This is a genomic window from Sulfitobacter sp. W027, assembly GCF_025143985.1.
Lineage (GTDB): Bacteria > Pseudomonadota > Alphaproteobacteria > Rhodobacterales > Rhodobacteraceae > Sulfitobacter.
The window spans coordinates 183,214-204,104 of record NZ_CP083567.1 but is presented as its reverse complement, the minus strand read 5'-3'; the positions used below and the strand labels follow the sequence as shown (position 1 = coordinate 204,104).

Here is a 20,891-nt window from a genome sequence, read left to right as displayed (position 1 = left end):
AGGTGACACGATGACGAAACAGCTTCCAAAGGTCGACGTGATTCTGGTCGGTTTCGGCTGGACCGGGGCGATCTACGCCGAGAAGCTGACCGCCGCTGGGATGGAGGTGCTGGCACTGGAACGCGGGCCGTGGCGCGACACGCCCAAGGATTTCGCCACCACCTTCGCGCAGGACGAACTACGCTATTACTGGCGCCACGGCATGTTTCAGGAAGCCTCGCAATCCACTGTCACCTTCCGCAACAACGGCGCGCAAACGGCGTTGCCGATGCGGCACTGGGGGTCCTTCCTGCCGGGCAATGGCGTGGGCGGTTCGGGCGTGCATTGGAACGGCCAGACCTACCGGTTCCTGCCGTCGGATTTTGTCGCGAAAAGCCATAATGAAGAACGCTATGGCCCGCTGCCCGAAGGGATGACGGTGCAGGACTACGGTGTCACCTATGAGGAGTTGGAACCGCATTTCGACTATTTCGAGAAGATCTGCGGCATCTGCGGCACGGCGGGCAACCTGCGGGGCGACATCCGTAAGGGCGGCAACCCTTTCGAGGGGCCGCGCAGCGATGACTACCCCAATCCGCCGATGCAGATGACCTTTTCGCAGGACCGGTTCGAGGCTTCGGCGCGGGATATGGGGTTGAACCCTTTCCCGGTGCCTTCGGCCAATATGTCGCGCGCCTATGTCAATCCGCTAGGGATGCAGCTGGCGCCCTGCACCTATTGTGGCTTTTGCGAGAAACACGGCTGCGGCAACTATTCCAAATCTTCGCCGCAGACCACGATTATCCCGGTCTTGATGAAGCGGGAGAATTTCACCCTACGCACGGATTCCGAAGTGCTTTCGGTCGAGAAATCCCCTGATGGCACCCGCGCCACCGGGGTCACCTACATCGATACCAGTGGCGAGGAATTTTTCCAGCCGGCCGAGGTTGTGGTGCTCTGTGCTTACCCGCTGGAGAACACCCGCCTGATGCTCTTGTCCGACATCGGCACGCCATATGATCCGCAGACCGGTGAAGGCGTGGTAGGCAAGAACTACTGCTATCAGGTGATGTCCGGCGCGACGGTCTTTTACGATGAGGAATATACCAACGGCTTTGTCGGCGCGGGCGCGCTCGGCATGGCGGTGGATGAATACAATGGCGACAATTTCGACCATTCCGGGCTGGGCTTTATCGGGGGTGGCTATATTGCCTGCTACACCACCAACGCGCGGCCCATCGAAAGCCATCCGGTGCCTGAGGGCGTGCCGGGCTGGGGCAGCGAATGGAAACAGTCGGTCCGGGCCAATTTCCTCAAGACCACCACCGTGGGCGTGCACGGCGCCTCGATGGCGCATCGCAGCAACTACCTTGATCTTGATCCCACCTATACCGACCGACATGGCAGGCCGCTCTTGCGCATGACCTATGATTTCACGCTGAACGACCGCCGGCTGACTGCCCATATCACCCCGGTGGCCGAAGAGATTGCCCGAGGCATGGGCGGGCGCGAGGTCAACGTGGCCGAGCGCAAGGGATCATACGACTCGATGCCCTATCAAACCACGCATAACACCGGCGGCACGATCATGGGGACTGACCCGCAAACGAGCGTATGCAACCGCTATTGCCAGAGTTGGGACCTGCACAACCTCTTCGTCGCCGGGGCAGGGCTGTTTCCCCAAAACGCGGGCTACAACCCGACCGGGACCGTGGCGGCGCTGGCCTATTGGTCGGTCGCGGCGATCATCGATCAATATATGGCCGACCCCGGCCCGCTGGTGCAGGCATGAAGCGGCTGGCCCTGATCACCGCCCTCTGCGGCGCGAGCCTTGTCCCGGCTGATGCGCAGGAGCTTGCCTCCTCCGAAGTGGAGCGGGGCCGCTACCTGACGCAGGCGGGCGACTGCAAGGCTTGCCACACGGATATCGAGAACGACGGCATCCCCTTTGCCGGGGGCCGGGCGCTGTCAACGCCCTTCGGCACGATCTATTCGTCAAACCTCACGCCCGACAATGAAACCGGGTTGGGCCGCTGGTCGCGCGAGGATTTCTACAACGCGCTGAACGAGGGGATCGACGACGAGAGCCGCCACCTCTACCCGGCCATGCCCTATCCTTATTTTACCCTGATGACCCGCGACCAGACCGATGCGATCTTTGCCTATCTGCAATCGCTCGAACCGGTGCATGTGGAGGAAGAGGAGAACGACCTGCCCTTCCCGCTCAACATCCGCATGTCGGTGAGCGGCTGGAAGCTGTTGTTCTTCGAGGATGAGGACTTCGTGATCGATCCGGATCGCTCCGAGGTATGGAACCGCGGGCGTTTCCTCGTCGACGGGCCGCTGCATTGTGGCGGCTGCCATACGGGTAAGAACCTCCTCGGCGCCAGCAAGGACGATGAATATCTGCGCGGCGGTACGCTGGAGAATTGGTTCGCCCCGAACATCCGCGGCGGTGAGAACGGCGGCATTGCGCATTGGAGCGAGGACGACATCTTCGAGTTCCTGAAGTACGGCCGCGCCAAACATACCGCCCCGATGCAGCGCATGGGCGAGGTTGTTTCGATTTCGACCCAGTTTCTGGAAGAGAAAGACCTGCGCGCCGTCGCCACTTATCTCAAGAGCCTCGACGAGGAGTTGCGCGAGCCGGAAGAGGCCCCCGAGACGGCGCGGATGGAGGCCGGGGAAGGGCTTTACTTCGACAATTGCGCCGCCTGTCACGTGGCCGATGCCTCGGGCGTGCCCTATTTCTTTGCGCCGCTCAGCACGTCGAACAAACTGCACGCCAAGGATCCTTCGACCGCGATCCGTGTCATCCTCGGCGGTGCCCGCGCCCAGCCGACCGAGACGATCCCCAGCATGCTGACCATGCCGCCCTTCGCCTGGAAGCTCACCGATGGGCAGATCGCCAACCTGCTGACCTACCTGCGCAACAGCGGCGACCGTCGGAGCGGCGCGGTCTCGGCCGAGGCGGTGGCCGAAATGCGCGAATATCTGGCCGAGGAACATTGAGGGTTATCACATGAGCAAAGCCATGCCTTATGACGCCGCGACCCTGGGCCTGACGCTCGTGCTGTGCCTTGCAACACCTGCGGCGGCAAACCCGCTCTACCTCGGCGCAGAAGAATACGAGACCGACTACCGTTCAGTCATGGAAGCGATGATAGAGCACTGCGTTAGCCTGGAAGCCGAGGCCGAGTCAGCAAGAACCGCGAGCACTCAGAGAGAGAGGGAGGGCGAAGAGCGGAGGCAAGAAGCCGATCCGGGGCAGGCAGAGGCTTTCGCCGGGTCTCCTGGTATTTCAGTTGATCGCCTTGCTTCAGGAAATGGAAAGGGAGAGGTGCCGGACTTCTCTGATGTAGCTGCGGAAGACTGCGCTGCGGCGGGTATCATCTATTAGGAACAACGTTCATCTGCGGAACATATCGGTTCACATACGGAAAATGCGAGACTGTTGCGTTAATCGCAGTTCTTAGGAAGGTTGCTGTTTTTGAGGTGGAGTATGCCGCGCAAATCGCCTTTCAAGCATCACCGCTTTCCACGTGAGATCATCCTATGTGCCGTACGCTGGTATCTGCGATATCCACTGTCTTACCAAGATGTTGTCGAACTATTGGAAGAGCGCAGCGTAATAGTCGACCGATCGACTGTGTATCGATGGGTCCAGAAGTTCGGCCCCGAACTGACCAAGCGAACCGAGAAACATCTGCGCCGGGCCAGCGTCGATTGGCATGTCGATGAGACCTACATCCGCGTCGGCGGCAAATGGCGCTATCTGTGGAGGGCTGTCGACGCAAACGGTCAGATGATAGACTTCCGCCTGACTGCGCGGCGAGATGCCAAGGCGGCAAAGGCCTTTCTTAACAAAGCGATTGAGCGTGTAAGGTTCCATCGCCCGGTCACCATCATCACAGATAAAGCTCCGACCTATCGACGTGTCATCCGCGAGATCAATTGTCGCTATGACCCACATTTTGACAGCATCCGGCATATCGACAAGAAGTGGCGCAACAACCTCATCGAAAGCGATCACGCGGCCATGAAACGGATCCTTGGATACCGTCAGAGCTTTCGATCCTTGCGATCGGCCAAGGCGACCCTAAGCGGGCTCGAGACGATACGAACGATCAAACGCGGTCACATCCATCACAAACAACCAGGGGTCACAGGAGAGATCGCATTCATCGATGGGCTGTTCGACCCCAACACCACATAGGCCCGCCTAAAACATTGTGATCCATATGGCCATCGTCAATTAACGCAACAGTCCCATCTCACGCAGACTGCAACAGCCGGCGGTTTTTGGACTGAACCCCGATGCTTCGAAAAGGATGGTTTCCGCCGGTGTCAAAAACGGTTAAGTTCTGGCTGCCGAGCACCGACAGCGGACTTCCACCACAAAGCTGATGGCTGTCCGGATCGCGGACAGATCGGACCTCCAATGCTGGCCCCTCGCCGAGACGCACAGAAACGGTGGACGCTGACTGCTGAAGGCCCCGCGGGTGGCCCAATTGTAAGTTTACAAATATCCTCGTGCCGATTTCGACTAATGCATGACCGCGGCGTGACGGACGGCGTTCAGCTTCTCGATCCAGGGTTCAGGCAAACCGTGCTGGACAGCCCCCTCGCGGATCAAAGTGATGTAGCGCAGCAACGGATTGCCGTCCTCGGGCAACCCGTCGGCGATCAGGCTGAAGGCGCGGAGCCTGTTGCCCTCACGATCCTCGACATCGAGCCAGACCGGATAGTATCGCCAGCCCGGCACGCCTTCGGTCGAGTGCAGCCAGACCATGTCGCGGTGGGTCATGCGGTAGAGCACGCCCCAGACCTCCGTCTCCGGGTCCGGCGCGATATTGGCCGGGGCGGACAATCCCCTGGGCCGCCCGTGCAGGTTGAAGCGCAGCCGATAGCCCGGCAGGCGGCCGACGCGCCATTCCAGGGGCGTCAGCTTCCGCCGGCCCAGAAAAACGCTGTCGTTCATGTTGGCGCCGAAGGCGAAATACCAGACCTCGTCGTCTGGATGACCATCAAGCTGCAAGCCCCAGCCGCGATACCAGAGCCGCGCCAGCGGCCAGATCCGCAGAATAATCGGCAGCCACAGGCGCTTGAGGAAACGGCGGAAGGCGATCATCGGGTTCCTTTCGGCGCAAGTTTAGTTATGCGTAGAAGCAGCACGAGTTGCAGCAGCGCGGCGAGGATGGCGGCGACGAACACCGCCTGGATCGAGACCAGCGAGACGAGCCCTGCGCCAAAGAGCGGCAGCAGCGCCGCGGGCGAGGCCATGGCGTTGAAATAGGCGGAATAGGCGGGGCGGCGATCGTCGGGAGAGATCTCCATCAAATAGCCGAGATAGCCGATGGTCACGCCGTTCATCATCGCGCCGATCACCACAAAAAGCGCCATGTAGCCGAAAACGCCCGCCTCCAGCCCAAGCAGAGCAAGGACGATCAACGGCGGAAGAATTCGGATCGCCGCAACGGTTTGCAGCATCGTGAGCTTGCCCGCCCGATCGCCGAGCTTGCCCCAGACCGGGTTCGAGGCGAGCGCGCCGGCGGTCTGGGCGCCGAGCAGCAGCCCCACATCCGCCGGTGTGACGCCGCTTTTGTCCGCCGCGACGACGTAGAAGGGCAGCGCCATCAGCGTCGCGCCCCCCAGCCATTGAGAATAGAGGAACAGGCGGAAGCGGCCGTCGCCGCTTAGCACATGCCAACCATCCTTGAGGAATGAGAGCACGTCTCTGGGTGCCTCTCGTTCGCCCTGGCGCGGCGGAAGTGGCGGCTCTCCGGCCGAGACGAAGAGCGAAGACGACAGGACCAGGAGAAGCGCGGCGAGCCCGAAGATCAAAGCGTAGGCCTGACGGCTCGGGAGGATGTCGAGGCTGAGGCTGACGAAGGCCGCGACGCCAAGCGCGAAGATCCCGCCGCCGAAGAACCGCCAGGCCAGCATTCGGCTCCGCGCCTCGGATCGTATCGAGCGCCCGACGATATCATTGTAGGGCACGGCAACGACGCCGCTCACGAAGGCGTAGACCGTCCAGAGCGCCAGGAACGCCACCCCCAGAAGGACCGGGGACAGGCCGTCCCCGAACCAAAGCAAAAGCGCGATCAGCCCGGCCATGAGCGCACGACCGTAGGCGCCGAAGACGTAGAACGGCATCCGCCGCTCGGCCCGCTCGGCAAGAAAGCCCACGACGAGCTGCGGCAGAAGCCAGCCCAGGCGCAGCACGGCGCTGGCGAAGCCCACGGCAAAGGCGCTGCCGGTCAGCTGGAAGACGAGACTCGCCACGATGGTCGCGGAATCGATCGCCGAGGCGCCGGCCTGAAATGCGGCGCCGGCGCCGGCGATGCGCCAGAAGCGGCCACGCTCGCCGGGATGGGGGGCGGCTTCAGACACGGATATCGGCGGCCTCCGCCTCGATGCGCGCGCGGCGGATGTCGATGCCCGATTGCCAAAGCACGATGAGCCCGACTCCCACGACGAGGATAATCGACATCATCCAGTTGAACAGGATCATCAGCAATGCCTGTTCCTCTGGCACGCCGAGGAGATCGAAGGCCAGCGCCGAGCCGATGACGAAGCCGCCGGGCACCCGCACGAAACGCGAGAGCACCAGCGAGAAGCCGGCGAAGACCATCAGGAAGAGATAGTCGAACGGCGCCAGAACCACGCCCACAGCCAGCCCCGCCCAGAGGTAATGTGTGGCCGAGACCAGCTTGGCCGCCACCGCGCCGATCAGAACGTTCAGCCGATGCCAACGGCTTTGCGGCCACACCACGCCGTCGCAAAGCGATCCGCGCAGGGCGGCGCCGTTCGCGCGGAACCATTTCGCCACCCAGTCGAAGAGCCGGCAGATCAGCGGTCCCTCGCGGGCGAAGAGCGCGCGGAACCGGAACATCGCCCAGAGGAGAGTGCCGAAAAGTGCGAAGTTCAACGCGCCGGCGATGGCGAGGCCGAGCTCGAGGTTGCCCCCGATCTGCGGCATCTTTCCCGCCATCGCCACCAGCCCGGCGAAAAGCGCGAAGACGACACCGTCGATGAACCGCGCGAGGACCGTGGTGGTCAGCACCGTGCCCATCTTCAGGTCCTCCATCCGCGCGATCAGCCAGGAGCGCACCAGCGGGCTGATCCCGAGCGGCACCAGCACATTGGCGCCGTAACCCGCGAGCAGCGCGCTGGTCAGCCGCAGTGTCCGCACCGGCTTGACGTCATGCAAGATCTGGCGCCACTTCCAGCCGTTGATAAGTTGCTCGAGCAGGATCGTCAGCCCCAGCATCGCGATCCAGCCGGAATGGGCCGCGCCGAGCCCTTCCACAAAGCGACCGAAGTCGAGGTCGCGATAGAGCCAGAAGATCAACGCCAATGCGACGACGCCGCCGACGAACGGCGGCAGCCATCGCGAGACAAGACGGCGCATCCCGCCTTTAGACCGGGTGCCGGGCCGCGTGATGCGGGATTTGCAACCGGACAGCAGGTCATGATGCTCTGTTCGTTCCGGCAAGTGAGCAACCCCTGAAAATTGATGTAGAAAGTCGATAAAGGCCTCTTGCGGTATGCTGTCAAGGTGCTCGGCGGGGATCTCGCGAAGAAGTGGGCATGTGGGGATTGCCAACTTAACGACAGCAACATGAGACGGCCGCCAAGGGTGTTTGTGTCAGACGGTCATTTCGAGCGCATAGTTGTGCCACGGGTCGAAGGCATCGGATCTTGCATGGCGGTATGAGGCGGTGGAGAGGCGAAAGCGACGAGGGTCTGAAAATTGTATTGATTTGATCGTGGGCCGCGAGGAACCTTTGCGCCTGCTGGATCGATTTGAACCGGCCCATGACCTTCTCTCGCTTCCGGATCGGTCGGAGTGACCCTTCTATGTGGTTGTTGAGCCCTTTATGTGCCCGGTGATCGGCTTCAGGCGCGAGAGCACGGGTCGGTTTGATGTAGCTGCGCAATTTGTCAGTCACGACGACACGCGGCTTGCCATAGTGGGCGATCAGCCGGGCAAGGAAACGCTTAGCGGATTTGGCATTTCGGCGTGGTTGCACAGGGATATCCAGCACATCCCCATTCGCGTCCACCGCTCGCCACAACCACTGCTTCACGCCGTTGATCGGAACGACAACTTCGTCCAGATGCCACTTGTCGGCAGCAGCGGGGCGGTCACGTTTGATGCAATCGGCGAAATGCCGACCAAACCGGTTCACCCATTTGCGCACGGTTTCCCGGCTGATGGTTACACGGCGTTCGGCAAGAAGATCCTCGACGTCCGCAGTGCTGAGCGTGAAGCGATGATAGGCCCACACCGCGTAGGCCACGACTTCACGAGGAAAACGATAGCCTTTCAGGCGCGGCATCTCAGCTGGTATCATCATGCCAAAACGCTAGACGCCCCCAGGGGCTTCAGCAAGTTGGCAATGCCCCGCAGGAACATGGGAAGAGGTCGGCACTACGGACCAGACAAGCACGGCCACACAGAGAAGCATCGCAGAAGCGGCTTGCCCAGTTGTCCGTCGAAAGTCATCTGTCCTGTCTGCCCTCTCGTCAATTACGCGGCGCTCTTCGCCGTCTTGCTCTATCCCCCCCAGGGGGATAGAGTCTTAGTATGTCAGATACCCATATTCATGCAAGTCATCCCGCCCTCATTGCCCGGCTGAAACGTGCCGATGGGCATCTGCGTGCGGTGATCGCGATGTTGGAGGCAGGCAAGCCTTGCGTTGATGTGGCCCAGCAGTTGCAAGCCGTCGAGAAGGCCGTGACCAACGCCAAACGCGTGTTGATCCATGACCACATCGACCATTGCCTTGAGGTCGATGGCTCCGAGAGTGACCGCGCCGAACTCAAAGCTATCACCCGTTACCTCTGAGGGCATCATGCTGGCTGTTCTATCGGATCGAACCTACAGACACCTCTTCCTCGCCCAAGTTGTCGCGCTTCTCGGCACTGGCTTGGCAACGATGGCGCTTGGCCTGTTGGCCTATGATCTGGCCGAAGATCGGGCCGCCATGGTGCTGGGCACCGTCTTTACGATCAAGATGGTGGCCTATGTCGGCATCGCGCCGATTGCTGGTGCCTTTGCCGAGCGTCTGCCGCGCCGCGCTCTTTTGGTCACGTTGGACTTGGTGCGGGCTGCGGTGGCCTTGGCCCTCCCCTTCGTGACCGTGGTTTGGCAGATCTATATCCTGATCTTCTTCCTGCAATCAGCCTCGGCCGCCTTCACGCCGACGTTTCAAGCAACCATCCCTGACGTGCTGCCGGATGAGGCGCGCTATACCAGAGCGCTGTCTCTGTCCCGTTTGGCCTATGATCTGGAGAACATCATCTCACCCGCGCTGGCCGCTGTGCTGCTGACGGTGATGAGCTACAACGCCCTTTTCCTTGGGACGGTCGCGGGTTTTGGGGCCTCGGCGCTGCTGGTGCTGACGGTCGTTCTGCCCGTTCCCAAGGCGACAGTCGCGCGCGGGATTTATGACCGCACCACGCGGGGGCTTCGGTTCTACCTCGCAACGCCCCGGTTGCGCGGACTGCTGGGGCTGAACCTCGCGGTGTCGTCTGCGGGCGCGATGGTTTTGGTGAACTCGGTCGTGCTGGTGCGGGGGCAACTGGGGCTTGATGATGCGGCACTGGCTTGGTCGATGTTTGCCTTTGGGGCTGGCAGCATGAGCGCGGCGCTGGTTCTGCCCAAAGTGCTGGACAGATTTCCCGACAGACCCGTCATGCTGACAGGGGCTTGGCTGATGGTCGCGGCTCTGTTTGGGATCGCAGCAGGCATCATAGGTTTCGGCTTATCTTGGCCCCTCCTGCTGGCAATCTGGCTGTTCATCGGCCTGGGCAATTCCGCGGTTCTGACCCCATCGGGCCGTCTCTTGCGCCGATCGGCCCAGCCGGAAGACCGGCCTGCTGTATTTGCAGCGCAATTCGCGTTGTCTCATGCCTGTTGGCTGATTACTTATCCGTTGGCAGGCTGGCTCATGACCGCATTCGGGACTGTTCCAGCGCTGATACTGCTGGGGGGCTTGGCCGCGTTCGGAATCGTAGCGGCTCTGCGCTTTTGGCCCGCTGACGTGTCGGAAAACGCAGGCGTGTCTCGCACTCAGTCCTGAATATGACGGGCCGCACTGTATGGCGTTGCCGCATTGTGCTCACACATCAGGAGTGTTTGCGGCGTCAGGATGTAGGCGCGCCTGCATTTGCTCGCCCAGCTAATCGCGGATGAGCTCTGATCAGTCGACAGGCTCTTTCGTCGTGACCTTCGGGTCGAGTGCGCCGCCCGATGCTGGGCCCCGAACCGAAGGCGTGAGCGCATCACGAAACGCTTCAAGTCGCCTCGGCAATTGCATGCAGCGTTTCGTTTCTATCCATGACCCGATTGCCCACCTGTTTCATCTGCTACGCCAAGAAATGACATCCGAAGACTTTCGCGAACTCCGCGCCGCCGCCACGATTGCGTGGCGCGACCTCGCTCAACTAGAAACCGCATGAACACCGAAGTCCGTCCAATTTCTGTGCATGGCCGGTCAACTTTACGGTATCGGATGAGCTATTCCCGTGGAACTGGCGGCGTTGCCCGCCGAAAAGGGGAGCAAAGCGGCATGAGAGACGGCGGTGTTCGCCGTTTCCAACCCATTGAATGAAAGTGGTTTTTGATCTTCCGCCCCTACTACCCGGGAGCAAAGGTTGCACCGTTCGCCATGTCGTGCAACACTTTTGCTGCTCAAGTTCAGAAACTTAGCGCTCTCTAGCTTCGCACCTGAGGGCGTTTTTTTTGCGACACTGCATTTGAAAAGGGCCGGGACGACGTCAAAGAATGAGGCACGCTTCAAGTGCAATAAAGGCCCAAGCAAAGCCCGGGCCTAAATGGAGGGACAGTCGTCAGTCCTAATTCGAGGCAACGACGGCTATAGGTCCACCGAAGGAACCCGCATCGCGTCGAAGGGTCAACAGAAAACTGAGGAAGCGGTCAGCGGTCTTCGGTTTCTTCCAGTATCTCCTCGTCCTCCGGCTCTTCGATGATTTCGTCCTCTTCGGGGTCTTCTACAGTCTCGTCATCGGTGGCGGCATCAGATTTTCCACGGCTCCCTTCGCCCCAGCCATCTTCATCACCGTCAGGTGCCTCACCTGCCCGGCCAACGTCCTGATCATTGCCGGGATTGCCAGATGTTCCCTCAGCACCGGGAGAACCTTCGCCGCCGCCGTTTCCGCCTCCATTTCCGCCGCCATTTCCGCCACCATTGCCCTGAGCATGGGCCACATCGCTACTCGCCAATACGAAGCTCGTCGCAAGAGGAACCGCTGTTAGAGCGGTTAGGGTGGTCGTCAGAACCAAAGTTTTAAATGACTTAACCATGATATTTTCTCCGATTTGTGTCCAGTGATCCATTTAGTTACGTTTGTCGCGCAGAAGGTCCACAGTCCCCCGAAGAGAAGGCGAAAAGTTGCTAAAACGGCGCGGTCTCACAGGCGCTAAATCTCTGAGAATAAGGGAAATTTCTGTTCCTAAATGTGTCAAGAAATCGACCAACGCAACTTAATCCAGCGCACTGATGATCAAGGTTCACATCGCCTCGCAATTGCAGTTTGAATTGCTACGGCTTGAGAATGCCCTCGGCGAGTCTGCATACTCTCGTTATGAGTGAGGGACCGGTGGGTGGCAGGGCATTTCTTATAGGGCGTGGCATTCGGGTCGATCACCGAAAGTAACGAAAAATTGCCGCCGCGAGAACGCATTTAAGACAGATTCTTAGGGCACCAAATTACTCCACGGGATGAGTTTCCCTTAAGGGCCACACCATGCAGCGATCTTGGAATACAATCAGAGCCGATCAAGCGAGTGGTTCTCGTCGTGTAACCAGATTCTGTAAGGATGATCAGGGATCAGCAACGATTGAATCCGTGATCTGGTTGCCAATTTTCGTTTTTGTACTTGCGATAATCATGAACGTTTCGATGGTATTTTTCTACGAGTCGCAGCTGACGCGGATTGTACATGATGGCAACCGCGCCTTCTCTCTAGGTCGTCTTCCCGATAGTATAGCCGTTCAGGATTACATCATCGGACAGGTTGCACATCTCGATGCCGATATAAACGTTGCAACTACGATCTCAGGGGGCTTCGTAAAGACGGACCTCACAGCTTCCGCTGGGAAATTGATGCCTTTGAATTTAGCCAGGAGCACGTTTGACAGCGTGCAAATTCTTGTCAGCGCCCAACATATCGTGGAGTTTTGAGGCTATGCCCATAAAAGCTCATCTCAAGTGGGTTCATAATGAAGATGGGGCCATTACACTTCTTTCCCTCTTCCTGCTCTTGATATGTCTCATTCTTGGTGGGCTTGCCGTCGATATTAACAAAGTAATCTCTGAACGGACACAACTACAAGTGGCTGCCGATAGTGCGGCTCACGCTGCACTTTACACCCGCGAAAAACACAGTCCGGACGAGTCCATTGCGAGGGCAACTGAAACCGTAGCATCTATGCTGCCTCCAAACCAGTTCGGTTATAATGCTATATTGGCTACAGATGTGAGCTTTGGCGAATGGGATTTTGCGGAACAAAGCTTCGTTCAAGACCCCAATTCTAGGTCTGCGGTGCAAGTTCACGCTATGATGGAGGAGGCCCGGGATAATGCCTCGCGCAACTTTCTACTTCGACTAGTCGGCCGTGATACATTCGATGTCAGAGTCGAGTCAGTTTATTCTACATATTATCCAGGCTGTTTTACCGAAGGTTTCGTTGCCGAGGGTGTAGTGGATGTCCAATCAAACAACAATTTCTCAAATGGCTTTTGCATACATTCAAATGAATATGTCAGCATGAATCAGAACAACTATTTTGAACCGGGAACTGTTGTATCGATGCCGAACATCGACGACCTTGATATCCCAAGATCTGGTTTCGAAAAGAACGACGGCCTGCAAACGGCTCTTCGGAACGGAAAGTACCGACTGCGGTTACTCAATCAATTGCCTGATATCATCGATAGCTTCTGGACGGCAGAAGCTGAGCATCTGCCGCCGTATGTCAGTCCTAGCTATTACTACGACATCGACTTAAGAGAATTCCCCGGTCTCCCGCCAGGGGAACCAGAACCAAAGGGAAACACCAACTCATTGAACTCTTATCACTTCAAACAAAATGCTGTGAATCGAATGATTTGTGGTGGTTCCGGCTCTATCACCATGGATGCTGGTCTCTACAGTGAATTTGTTTTCGTTTCCGATTGCGAGATCAAGTTTTCTAATGGCGTTGTCTTGGAAGATGTGGTGATCGCAACAACCCATGAGGGAGCAACATCCTTAAACTCCCCTCAAGGCTTACAGATTGGCCGTGATGATGATTGCGCAGAGGGTGGCGGTGCTTCGCTGATGACCCTCGGAGGCTTCAAGGTCGCCTCTTCTTTGAGTGTCTATAATGGACAAGTTTTGGCGATGGGAGACATTACCTTTTCAGCCAACGCAGATGGAGTTCAGGGGGCATCTTTTATTTCCTACGGCCGGATTGACGGAACAAGCAACATGGATATGGGATTTTGTCGGAATTCTGGCATGGAGAATGCTTATAGGGCTCCATACTTCAGAATGGTGAACTGAGAAATTTTTCTGTCAGCGCAGGCGGTCATAGGTTTCAGCCTCCGGTCATCTAGGATGCTATCAACCAGAACCACGTAAATCGCTCTTAACGCCCCTCTTCACCTAGCCGTAATCTGATTTTACGCAATCAAGACATTGGTTTACCCGGTTGGAATCTCCGTGATTAACGGATTCAATTCTTTCTTATCGATCATGCTCACTAGAGCCTCTCCAGCATGCTTGTGTCCAGCGTATCGGGAACTCAAGGCGGCCCTTGAGAATGCCGATCCTGTCTTTCAAACCTGCAACTCCAGCGATCTCTCCTCATCAACGCGCAGCCCTGACTTTTATGTTTTTTTTATACAAGTGAGTGAAAACAAGCATAGCGTCTTTACGTACTGGCGATGCAAAAGTATCGCTGATGCACCAAGGTGCTGTGATTTCTGAGGTAAGCCCAATCAACCGCCGTCCTTGCAAAATGCCGGACTTCAAGCTTCACCGTGCACGGGCGCATGCAGGAAGCCGCAGCTATCTGGGCGCCTGTCTAGTGATGGTTGTGGTCACGTTTGCAGCCAGGGTGCTGGAAGCCACTTTACCAGTTGGCGAGTTAACTCTTGCCTTCATGGCTGGCGTCGTTGTCGTTGCATCGTTCGGCGGTCCCGGGCCTTCAATCCTGGCATCCTTTGCTGGGCTCGTCGCATATAATTACTTTTTTACTGAGCCACGCTTCACATTCCGCGTCCTTCAGGAGGCGGATTTGGTGACCTTGGGTCTGTTTCTTCTGGCTTCCATTGTCACCGGCACCCTGGCTGCAAGGCTTCGGACACGTGCGATAGCGTTGCGCGGCAGTGTGGAACGCATCACCGCCCTCCATGAGTTCGCTCAGAAAATTGCGTGTGCGCCTTCGTCGCAGGCTGTGGCGCGCGCCGCAGTGGATCATGTCACAGCCACCATGGGCGGAGAGGCAGCGCTGTTTCGCACTGTTGGCGGTTCTGTCAAAAAGATTGCTTCCAGCCCAGCGTTAGAAGTCGCGGACGTGCGTATCAACGAAGCCGTTGGCCGAGCGATTGCCTCCGGGGAGCCTGTCATAGTCGCCAGCAGTTCAGCAATTTCTCCCGAGTGGTTGATCTTGCCTGTCACTGCGGGCGAACAGACATTGGCTGCGCTTATTATCCATTCCAGCACTATTGAACGCGATGATCGGCGTCTACTGGAAGCCTTTGCGAGCCAATTGGCATTGGCTTTTGAACGTACGGATCTCACTGAAACGCTCGAAGCTGCCCGCCTCGCGACGGAAACTGAAAAATTGCGCTCGGCACTTTTATCATCAGTCAGCCATGATCTGCGTACGCCTTTGGTCAGCATTATCGGTGCTGCATCTACTTTGGCGGAAGGGGGTGACCGCTACACTGAACCAATGCGCCAAGACTTGGCCGAGACGATCCGGGAGGAAGGCGAGCGTCTGGACCGCTATGTGCAGAACCTTCTGGACATGACACGTCTTAGCCATGGAGCGCTTCGGCCTCAATGTGTGGCTTCTGATTTGCTCGAGATTATCGGAAACGCCCGGCGGCGGCTCCGCAGTAATCTCGCCCCCTATAAGGTTGTAGTAGGTCTGCCCGACAGCATGCCGTTAATTGATGTTGATCCCATCCTGATCGAACAGCTTTTGGTCAATGTTCTGGACAATGCCGCCAAATACGCACCGGAGAATTCTGAAATTTTGTTATCCGGGCACGCGGAAGGCACTTGGTTGAAACTTGCAATCAGCGATCAGGGGCCTGGCATACCGGCGCAGGCACGCAGCGACGTTTTTGAGATGTTTTACCGCGTGACGGCGGGCGATACGCAGCGGGCAGGGACGGGCCTTGGCCTCGCGATCGCGCGCGGCATCGTCGATGCGCATGGCGGTGGCATCTATGTTCAGGCAAACAACCCAGACGAAAGCGGGACGACAATCGTCTTTCGCCTGCCGATCGCCTGTCAGGAGGTCTGATGGCCCGTATCCTTGTTATTGACGACGAAGATCAGATCAGACGCTTTTTGCGGATCGCGCTGGAATCCGAGGGACATACTGTTCTTGAGGCCGCAACCGGCCGGGAGGCTATCGTGCAGGCCGCGACAGGTGCGCCGGATCTGCTGGTTCTTGATCTTGGGCTGCCGGATCGGGACGGAAAAGATGTGCTACGAGACATTCGTACTTGGTCAAATCTGCCGGTTCTTGTTCTATCAGTGCGCGCCGATGAGACTGAAAAAGTGGCAGCGCTTGACCTTGGGGCGCAGGACTATGTGGCGAAACCCTTTGGTACGCGCGAATTGCTTGCGCGGTTGCGCGCCTTGCTTCGGGACCGTGGCACCGAACAGCAGGACATTTCCCGGATTGAGATTGGCGGACTTATTCTAGATGTCGCTGCACATTCAGCACATTTGGACACCCAGCCCTTAAGTTTGACGCCCAAAGAGTTTCAATTGCTCTGGCTTCTTGCCTCCCATCCCGGTCGGCTGGTGACACAGCGCATTGCGCTCGAAAAGGTCTGGGGCGCGGCTCACGCCGAAGACAGCCAGTATCTACGGGTATTTATCCGGCAGCTGCGCACCAAACTTGGCGACGATGCTACGGACCCCGTCTGGATATTTACCGAGCCCGGCATCGGCTACCGGTTCCGCGAGAGCTAGGGCGGCATGGCAATCGTGGTATTCATCAACGGCCTACTTTTGCTCGGCCTTGGCGTTCTAATGGCCTTCGATGCGCTCATCTTCCCCGCAACGCGTGTTATATTCTTGGAGGCAGCGTTGATCACCCTTTCCATTGGGGGTGGTGTTTGTGTCAGCGCTATGGGGCGCGGCTCCGGATTGGACCGTCGGCATTCCTTCCTTCTCACCGGCAGCGCATGGTTCGTCGCGGCTTTGGCAGGGGGCCTTCCTCTGTGGCTTTGGGGGCTGTCTTTTTCCGACGCGTTCTTTGAATCCATGTCGGGGATTACCACCACCGGCTCAACCGTAATGACGGGACTCGACAACACGGATCACGGTATCTTGCTTTGGCGGGCACTGCTTCAATGGATCGGCGGGGTCGGTTTCATTGTCGCAGGCATAGCTCTGCTGCCAATCATGCGCGTTGGTGGCATGCAGCTTTATCAAACAGAAAGCTCAGAGAAAGGGGAGAAGGCGCTCGCCAGTGCCGCTCGGTTTGCTTCAGCAACGGTCTGGATCTATCTTGCCCTGACCTTCATTTGCGCTATCGCCTATCTTTCCGGCGGCATGACCGGATTTGAAGCGCTCGTACACGCCTTCACGACCGTATCATCTGGCGGCTACTCTACCTCAGATTCCTCATTCGGCCTTTTCGACAGCGCTTACCTGCAATGGATGGGAACGTTTTTTATGCTGACAGCGGCCCTGCCGTTCGCGTGGTATATCCGCGTGCTGACAAGGGGTGCCTTCCGCAGTGAACAAATCCACGCCCTGCTTATCTCTCTGTCATCGGCGATCTTCATTCTGACATTATGGCGCGTCATTACAGCACACACACCGGTTCTTGAGACCTTGCGGCTGGTAGCCTTCAATGTCGTCTCGGTTGTAACCACCACAGGGTTTGCGACTACCGACTATACACTGTGGGGCCCCTTTGCCGCGACTGCATTCTTATGCCTCACTGCTTTAGGCGGATGTACGGGCTCTACATCGGGAGGCGGTAAAATGATGCGATGGGTGGTCGTGTTTCGCAGCGTATACGCCCAGATGCGGCATATTCATCAGCCTCATGGAGTTTTTCCAACCCGCTACGAAGGACGGGTGGTCGAATATGATGTTATCAACGGGGTGATGACCTTCTTCACCCTCTATGCTGCTACAGTAATGGGCCTCGCAGTAGCTCTTAACTCGTTCGGTTTGGACATGACGACCTCGATTAGTGGTGCCCTCACCGCAGTGGCTAATGTTGGGCCCGGTCTAGGCAACATCATAGGCCCTGCAGGCAACTTCTCCTCGCTACCAGATGGGGCAAAATGGCTCTTGTCTTTAGGAATGTACGCTGGTCGATTAGAAATGCTAACAGTCTTTGCGCTCCTCTCTCCATCATTCTGGAGAGAGCTGGTATAAGAGGTGCCTATTATATCGGCTCGGCCTTCCTAACTATTACTCTTCCACCGGCCAAAAACGCTTGGCCAATCGGTCTCGTGATGCCAGACTAACCGGCGAAGAGTTGACTACACACTTTTTGATTGCCAGCCGACATGGTGGAAGGTGGTAGACAATGGCGACAACAACACAAGTTTACCTGATCTGACCTGCTCCCCTTAGAGTCCGCGTTCTTTAGTTCGCTCTGTTCAGGGTTTGGTCCTCTACTGACCTTTGGTGATACTCCCACGGGGTGAGCCCGTCGAGGCTCGTGTGTGGGCGATGGTGATTGTAGTCCTCGCGCCAAGCAGAGATCAGATCCCAGGCGTGGCGCAAGTTGGCGAACAAATGCTCGTTGAGGCACTCGTCGCGCAGACGGCCATTGAAACTTTCGACGAAGCCGTTCTGCATGGGCTTTCCTGGAGCGATGTAGTGCCACTCGACCTTCCGTTCCTCCTGCCATTTCAGGATGGCGTTCGATGTCAGCTCCGTTCCATTGTCGCTGACCACCATGCATGGATAGCCACGCACCTGGGCGATGTTATCGAGCTCGCGGCTAACGCGCTGCCCCGACAGGGAGGTGTCCACGACTGTTGCCAGGCATTCTCTGCTGAAGTCGTCGATAACGCAGAGCACGCGGAAGCGGCGGCCGTCCGAGAGGCTGTCCGAGACGAAGTCCAGAGACCAACGCTGGTTCGGCCCTTGCGGTATCGCCATCGGCGCCCGTGTACCGATGGCACGCTTTCGACCGCCACGCTTGCGCACTGTCAGCCCCTCTTCGCGGTAAATCCGGTAGAGTTTCTTCCAGTTCACATGCCAGCCCTCGCGCCCGAGCAAGAGGTGCAGCCTTCGATAGCCGAACCGCCTTCGCTCCCCGGACAGTTCTTTCAGCCTTTCCCGCAGCTCGGCGTCCCCTGACCTGGTTGATCGTCGGCGATAGACGCGCGGATCAATCCCGACCAAGGCACAGGCTCGCCGCTGGTTGTAGTTCTTCTCTGTCATGGCCCAGTCCACAGCTCTCCGCCTTGCACCGGGCTTCAGAAGTTTTTTCCCAGCATTTCCTTTAGCGTGGCGACGTCGAGCATATGTTCCGCCAGCATCTTCTTCAGCTTGGCGTTCTCGGCCTCAAGCGCTTTCAACCGCCTGGCCTCAGACACTTCCATGCCGCCATACTTCGAGCGCCATTTATAGAAGGTCCCATCGCTGATGCCGTGCTTCCGGCACAGCTCCTTCGCGCCGAGCCCTGCCTGGTGCTCCTTCAGGATGCCAATAATCTGTTCTTCGCTGAAACGGCTTCTCTTCATCTTTTATCTCCTCAATTGGAGAACAGGCTAACCTCAAATCGAGGACATTTCAGGGGAGCAGGTCAGATCATAACTCTCGCAGAGGTTTTGAATGGCATCGTCTATGTGTGGCTTTACTAGGGTCAGGGCATAGACGTCTGAGACCTTTATGAACTGGGTCGAGCTCTCGTGACTTGGGCATGAACTCCCGACGCAAGTTCATTGCGAGGGGCATGCGGGAAGTGTGATGAGAAACTCAGCCCCCGGCCCACCACAGGCCACGATTGATAGCTCACCCCCCATTCTTCGGATCGCCTGGCGGGAAATAGTGAGTCCGAGGCCAACACCCTGCTGCTCCCTTGTGTCAGATGTGTCTTGCTGCCAGAAAGGCTGAAATACCTTCTCCTGAAGATTATCGGGAATTCCGGGGCCTGAATCTTTTACACGGATGCTTAATTGGCTTGTATCCCTCGCGATTATAACCCGAACCTCAGTATCATCAGGAGAAAATTTAGCAGCATTTGAGAGCAGGTGCCTAAGCGCTTTATCCAACAGAACCGGATCGCATTTCCAGGAAATCTCGCTTTCCTGTAGGATCATGCGGGCTGAACTTTTATGCTGATCCATGACGGGTTGGCTCTTCAGCAGCGCCTCTCCTAAAATTTCGATAATATTTGTTTCAGTCAAGTTGAGGGATAAAGCTCCGCCTGACACCTGTTCGAAGTCGAGTAGATCTTCCAACGCTGTGCGCAACCGGTCCCCTCCGCGTTTGGCAATTTTTACAAGCTGCTGTACTTTTTCTATTGGACCATTGGGACAAACGACGTCGAGCATATCCAGCGCCCCTACGACTGCCGTCACGGGCGTGCGTAATTCATGAGCAATGATGGACATGAACTCGTTCCTGAGGAAATCCAACTTCCGATTCTCAGTTATGTCTAAGACCTGAGTTATGTAGTGCAAAGGTTGGCCATCATCGCTCCGCACAAGAACCACGCAGAGATGCCCCCAAACGATCTCTCCATCGGGGCGCACATACCTTTTATCGAGTTCGAAAGCGTCAATTTCACCACTTAAAATTTTTTGGACTTTCAAAAGGCAATTTTCCAGATCGTCCTCATGCGTTATGGACTGGAAATCTGTGCTTCTCAGTTCTTCTTCTGAATAGCCAAGGAAAGCAGTCATTGCTGCATTTGTCGCCAGCCACTGACCCTCCAATGAAACCAAGGCTGTTCCAATGGGGGCATTGTTCATCAGAGACCTAAATTGTTCTTCGCTATCTTGCAGCGCTATCTCGGCGCGTTTTCGGTCTGTAATATCGCGTTGTGTCCCGACCAAGTTGAGAGCATTCCCCTGAACATCCCACTCAGTTGCTTCGGCATCTGTACGCATCCAGAGCCAGTCCAACCCATCACGTGAACGTAGCCGATATTCTACTGCCACCCGGGGGGCTTGGCCATTTACGTAGTCAGCCAATGCGCGTTCGATAAGCACTTCGTCGTCACGGTGGATCCTCTTTCGCCATTCTGTTTGAAAGTCGACGCCGTCGGATAGGTCGACATCCATAAGATCACGCCAAGTTGCTGAGACATTCGAGGTGTCTGCAACCAGATCGAGCTCAAACACGGCTATCCGAGCAGCGGCCAACGCCGTTTCCATAGTTTCGATCGCTATGGCATGCGTTCCCATATTTACCGGATCATCTCGAGCTTTAAGTCGGTCGGTCGGACAATTTTCAGGAGAGGCGCGGAGCGTATGTTTTTTCATAGGGACACCTTCCTCGGGCAAGTGCATTTTTTAGCGATGCGGCGCCATTGCTACTTAACCACCCTCCTAGCGTGGAGGAAAGAATCCTATGGCTACTCAATGTTGTTAAATACTTGTCGGGAAAGTGGCTTTAGTGAGGAAAGGGGTAGGTCAGCTGAAAATGACATTAAACGCTTATCTAGCAA

The 20,891-nt window shown here is 57.2% G+C and carries 17 protein-coding genes and 1 pseudogene; 11 read left to right on the top strand and 7 right to left on the bottom strand.

Annotation, left to right across the window (positions count from 1 at the left end; all coding sequences use genetic code 11):
* The first annotated feature begins 10 nt into the window (after window positions 1–10).
* The 4 genes from K3759_RS19495 (at window position 11) to K3759_RS19480 (ending at window position 4,195) form a co-directional block, all read left to right on the top strand.
* Window positions 11–1,771, top strand: a complete 1,761-nt coding sequence (locus K3759_RS19495) for a GMC family oxidoreductase (RefSeq protein WP_259986291.1) — start codon at window positions 11–13, stop codon at window positions 1,769–1,771.
* Complete coding sequence (locus tag K3759_RS19490; protein WP_259986289.1) at window positions 1,768–2,991, top strand: cytochrome c; 1,224 nt, start codon at window positions 1,768–1,770, stop codon at window positions 2,989–2,991. The genes K3759_RS19495 and K3759_RS19490 overlap by 4 nt, the downstream gene beginning before the upstream one ends.
* Window positions 2,992–3,001: 10 nt before the next feature.
* The gene (locus K3759_RS19485; protein WP_259986287.1) at window positions 3,002–3,379 is read left to right on the top strand and encodes a hypothetical protein; all 378 of its coding nucleotides are present in this window, start codon (window positions 3,002–3,004) and stop codon (window positions 3,377–3,379) included.
* Window positions 3,380–3,481: 102 nt separating this feature from the next.
* On the top strand, window positions 3,482–4,195 hold the full coding sequence (locus K3759_RS19480; protein WP_259986286.1) for an IS6 family transposase: 714 nt from the start codon (window positions 3,482–3,484) through the stop codon (window positions 4,193–4,195).
* Between the two features lie 330 nt (window positions 4,196–4,525).
* Here the strand turns inward: K3759_RS19480 and K3759_RS19475 are convergent, their stop codons facing one another.
* The 4 genes and pseudogenes from K3759_RS19475 to K3759_RS19460 form a co-directional block, all read right to left on the bottom strand.
* The gene (locus K3759_RS19475) at window positions 4,526–5,110 is read right to left on the bottom strand and encodes a gamma-glutamylcyclotransferase family protein (RefSeq protein WP_259986285.1); all 585 of its coding nucleotides are present in this window, start codon (window positions 5,108–5,110) and stop codon (window positions 4,526–4,528) included.
* Window positions 5,107–6,372, bottom strand: a complete 1,266-nt coding sequence (locus K3759_RS19470) for an MFS transporter (RefSeq protein WP_259986283.1) — start codon at window positions 6,370–6,372, stop codon at window positions 5,107–5,109. The genes K3759_RS19475 and K3759_RS19470 overlap by 4 nt, the downstream gene beginning before the upstream one ends.
* Window positions 6,365–7,393, bottom strand: coding sequence for a lysylphosphatidylglycerol synthase transmembrane domain-containing protein (locus K3759_RS19465; protein WP_259986281.1), 1,029 nt, complete (start codon window positions 7,391–7,393; stop codon window positions 6,365–6,367). Before K3759_RS19465 ends, K3759_RS19470 begins: the two co-directional genes overlap by 8 nt.
* Before the next feature lie 237 nt (window positions 7,394–7,630).
* Window positions 7,631–8,342: pseudogene (locus K3759_RS19460) on the bottom strand (IS6 family transposase).
* 230 nt (window positions 8,343–8,572) lie between these two features.
* On the opposite strand from K3759_RS19460, the gene K3759_RS19455 reads away from it, so the two are divergent.
* Window positions 8,573–8,833: a metal-sensing transcriptional repressor gene (locus tag K3759_RS19455; protein ID WP_074637716.1), complete on the top strand. Its 261-nt coding sequence runs from the start codon at window positions 8,573–8,575 to the stop codon at window positions 8,831–8,833.
* A 7-nt stretch (window positions 8,834–8,840) separates the two neighbouring features.
* Complete coding sequence (locus K3759_RS19450; protein ID WP_259986279.1) at window positions 8,841–10,070, top strand: MFS transporter; 1,230 nt, start codon at window positions 8,841–8,843, stop codon at window positions 10,068–10,070.
* A gap of 857 nt (window positions 10,071–10,927) precedes the next feature.
* Here the strand turns inward: K3759_RS19450 and K3759_RS19440 are convergent.
* A complete protein-coding gene (locus K3759_RS19440; protein WP_259986278.1) occupies window positions 10,928–11,347 on the bottom strand; it encodes a hypothetical protein in 420 nt (139 codons plus the stop codon).
* A gap of 410 nt (window positions 11,348–11,757) precedes the next feature.
* On the opposite strand from K3759_RS19440, the gene K3759_RS19435 reads away from it, so the two are divergent.
* The 5 genes from K3759_RS19435 to K3759_RS19415 all read left to right on the top strand — a co-directional run bounded on the left by K3759_RS19435 (window position 11,758) and on the right by K3759_RS19415 (window position 17,638).
* The gene (locus K3759_RS19435; protein WP_259986277.1) at window positions 11,758–12,195 is read left to right on the top strand and encodes a TadE/TadG family type IV pilus assembly protein; all 438 of its coding nucleotides are present in this window, start codon (window positions 11,758–11,760) and stop codon (window positions 12,193–12,195) included.
* A gap of 4 nt (window positions 12,196–12,199) precedes the next feature.
* Complete coding sequence (locus tag K3759_RS19430) at window positions 12,200–13,558, top strand: pilus assembly protein TadG-related protein (RefSeq protein WP_259986276.1); 1,359 nt, start codon at window positions 12,200–12,202, stop codon at window positions 13,556–13,558.
* Window positions 13,559–13,907: 349 nt separating this feature from the next.
* Entirely contained in the window at window positions 13,908–15,533 is a 1,626-nt protein-coding gene (locus K3759_RS19425; RefSeq protein ID WP_259986275.1) for an ATP-binding protein, read from the top strand.
* Window positions 15,533–16,213, top strand: coding sequence for a response regulator (locus tag K3759_RS19420; RefSeq protein ID WP_259986274.1), 681 nt, complete (start codon window positions 15,533–15,535; stop codon window positions 16,211–16,213). The genes K3759_RS19425 and K3759_RS19420 overlap by 1 nt, the downstream gene beginning before the upstream one ends.
* A 6-nt stretch (window positions 16,214–16,219) precedes the next feature.
* Window positions 16,220–17,638, top strand: coding sequence for a TrkH family potassium uptake protein (locus K3759_RS19415; protein WP_259986272.1), 1,419 nt, complete (start codon window positions 16,220–16,222; stop codon window positions 17,636–17,638).
* A gap of 213 nt (window positions 17,639–17,851) precedes the next feature.
* On the opposite strand, the gene K3759_RS19410 is transcribed toward K3759_RS19415, so the two are convergent.
* Both K3759_RS19410 and K3759_RS19405 read right to left on the bottom strand, forming a co-directional pair.
* A protein-coding gene (locus tag K3759_RS19410; protein ID WP_259985890.1) for an IS3 family transposase occupies window positions 17,852–18,960 on the bottom strand; the annotation gives its coding sequence in 2 pieces (ribosomal slippage) (window positions 17,852–18,711 and window positions 18,711–18,960; 1,110 coding nt in all).
* A gap of 198 nt (window positions 18,961–19,158) precedes the next feature.
* A complete protein-coding gene (locus K3759_RS19405; protein ID WP_259986271.1) occupies window positions 19,159–20,706 on the bottom strand; it encodes a PAS domain S-box protein in 1,548 nt (515 codons plus the stop codon).
* Window positions 20,707–20,891 lie beyond the last annotated feature (185 nt).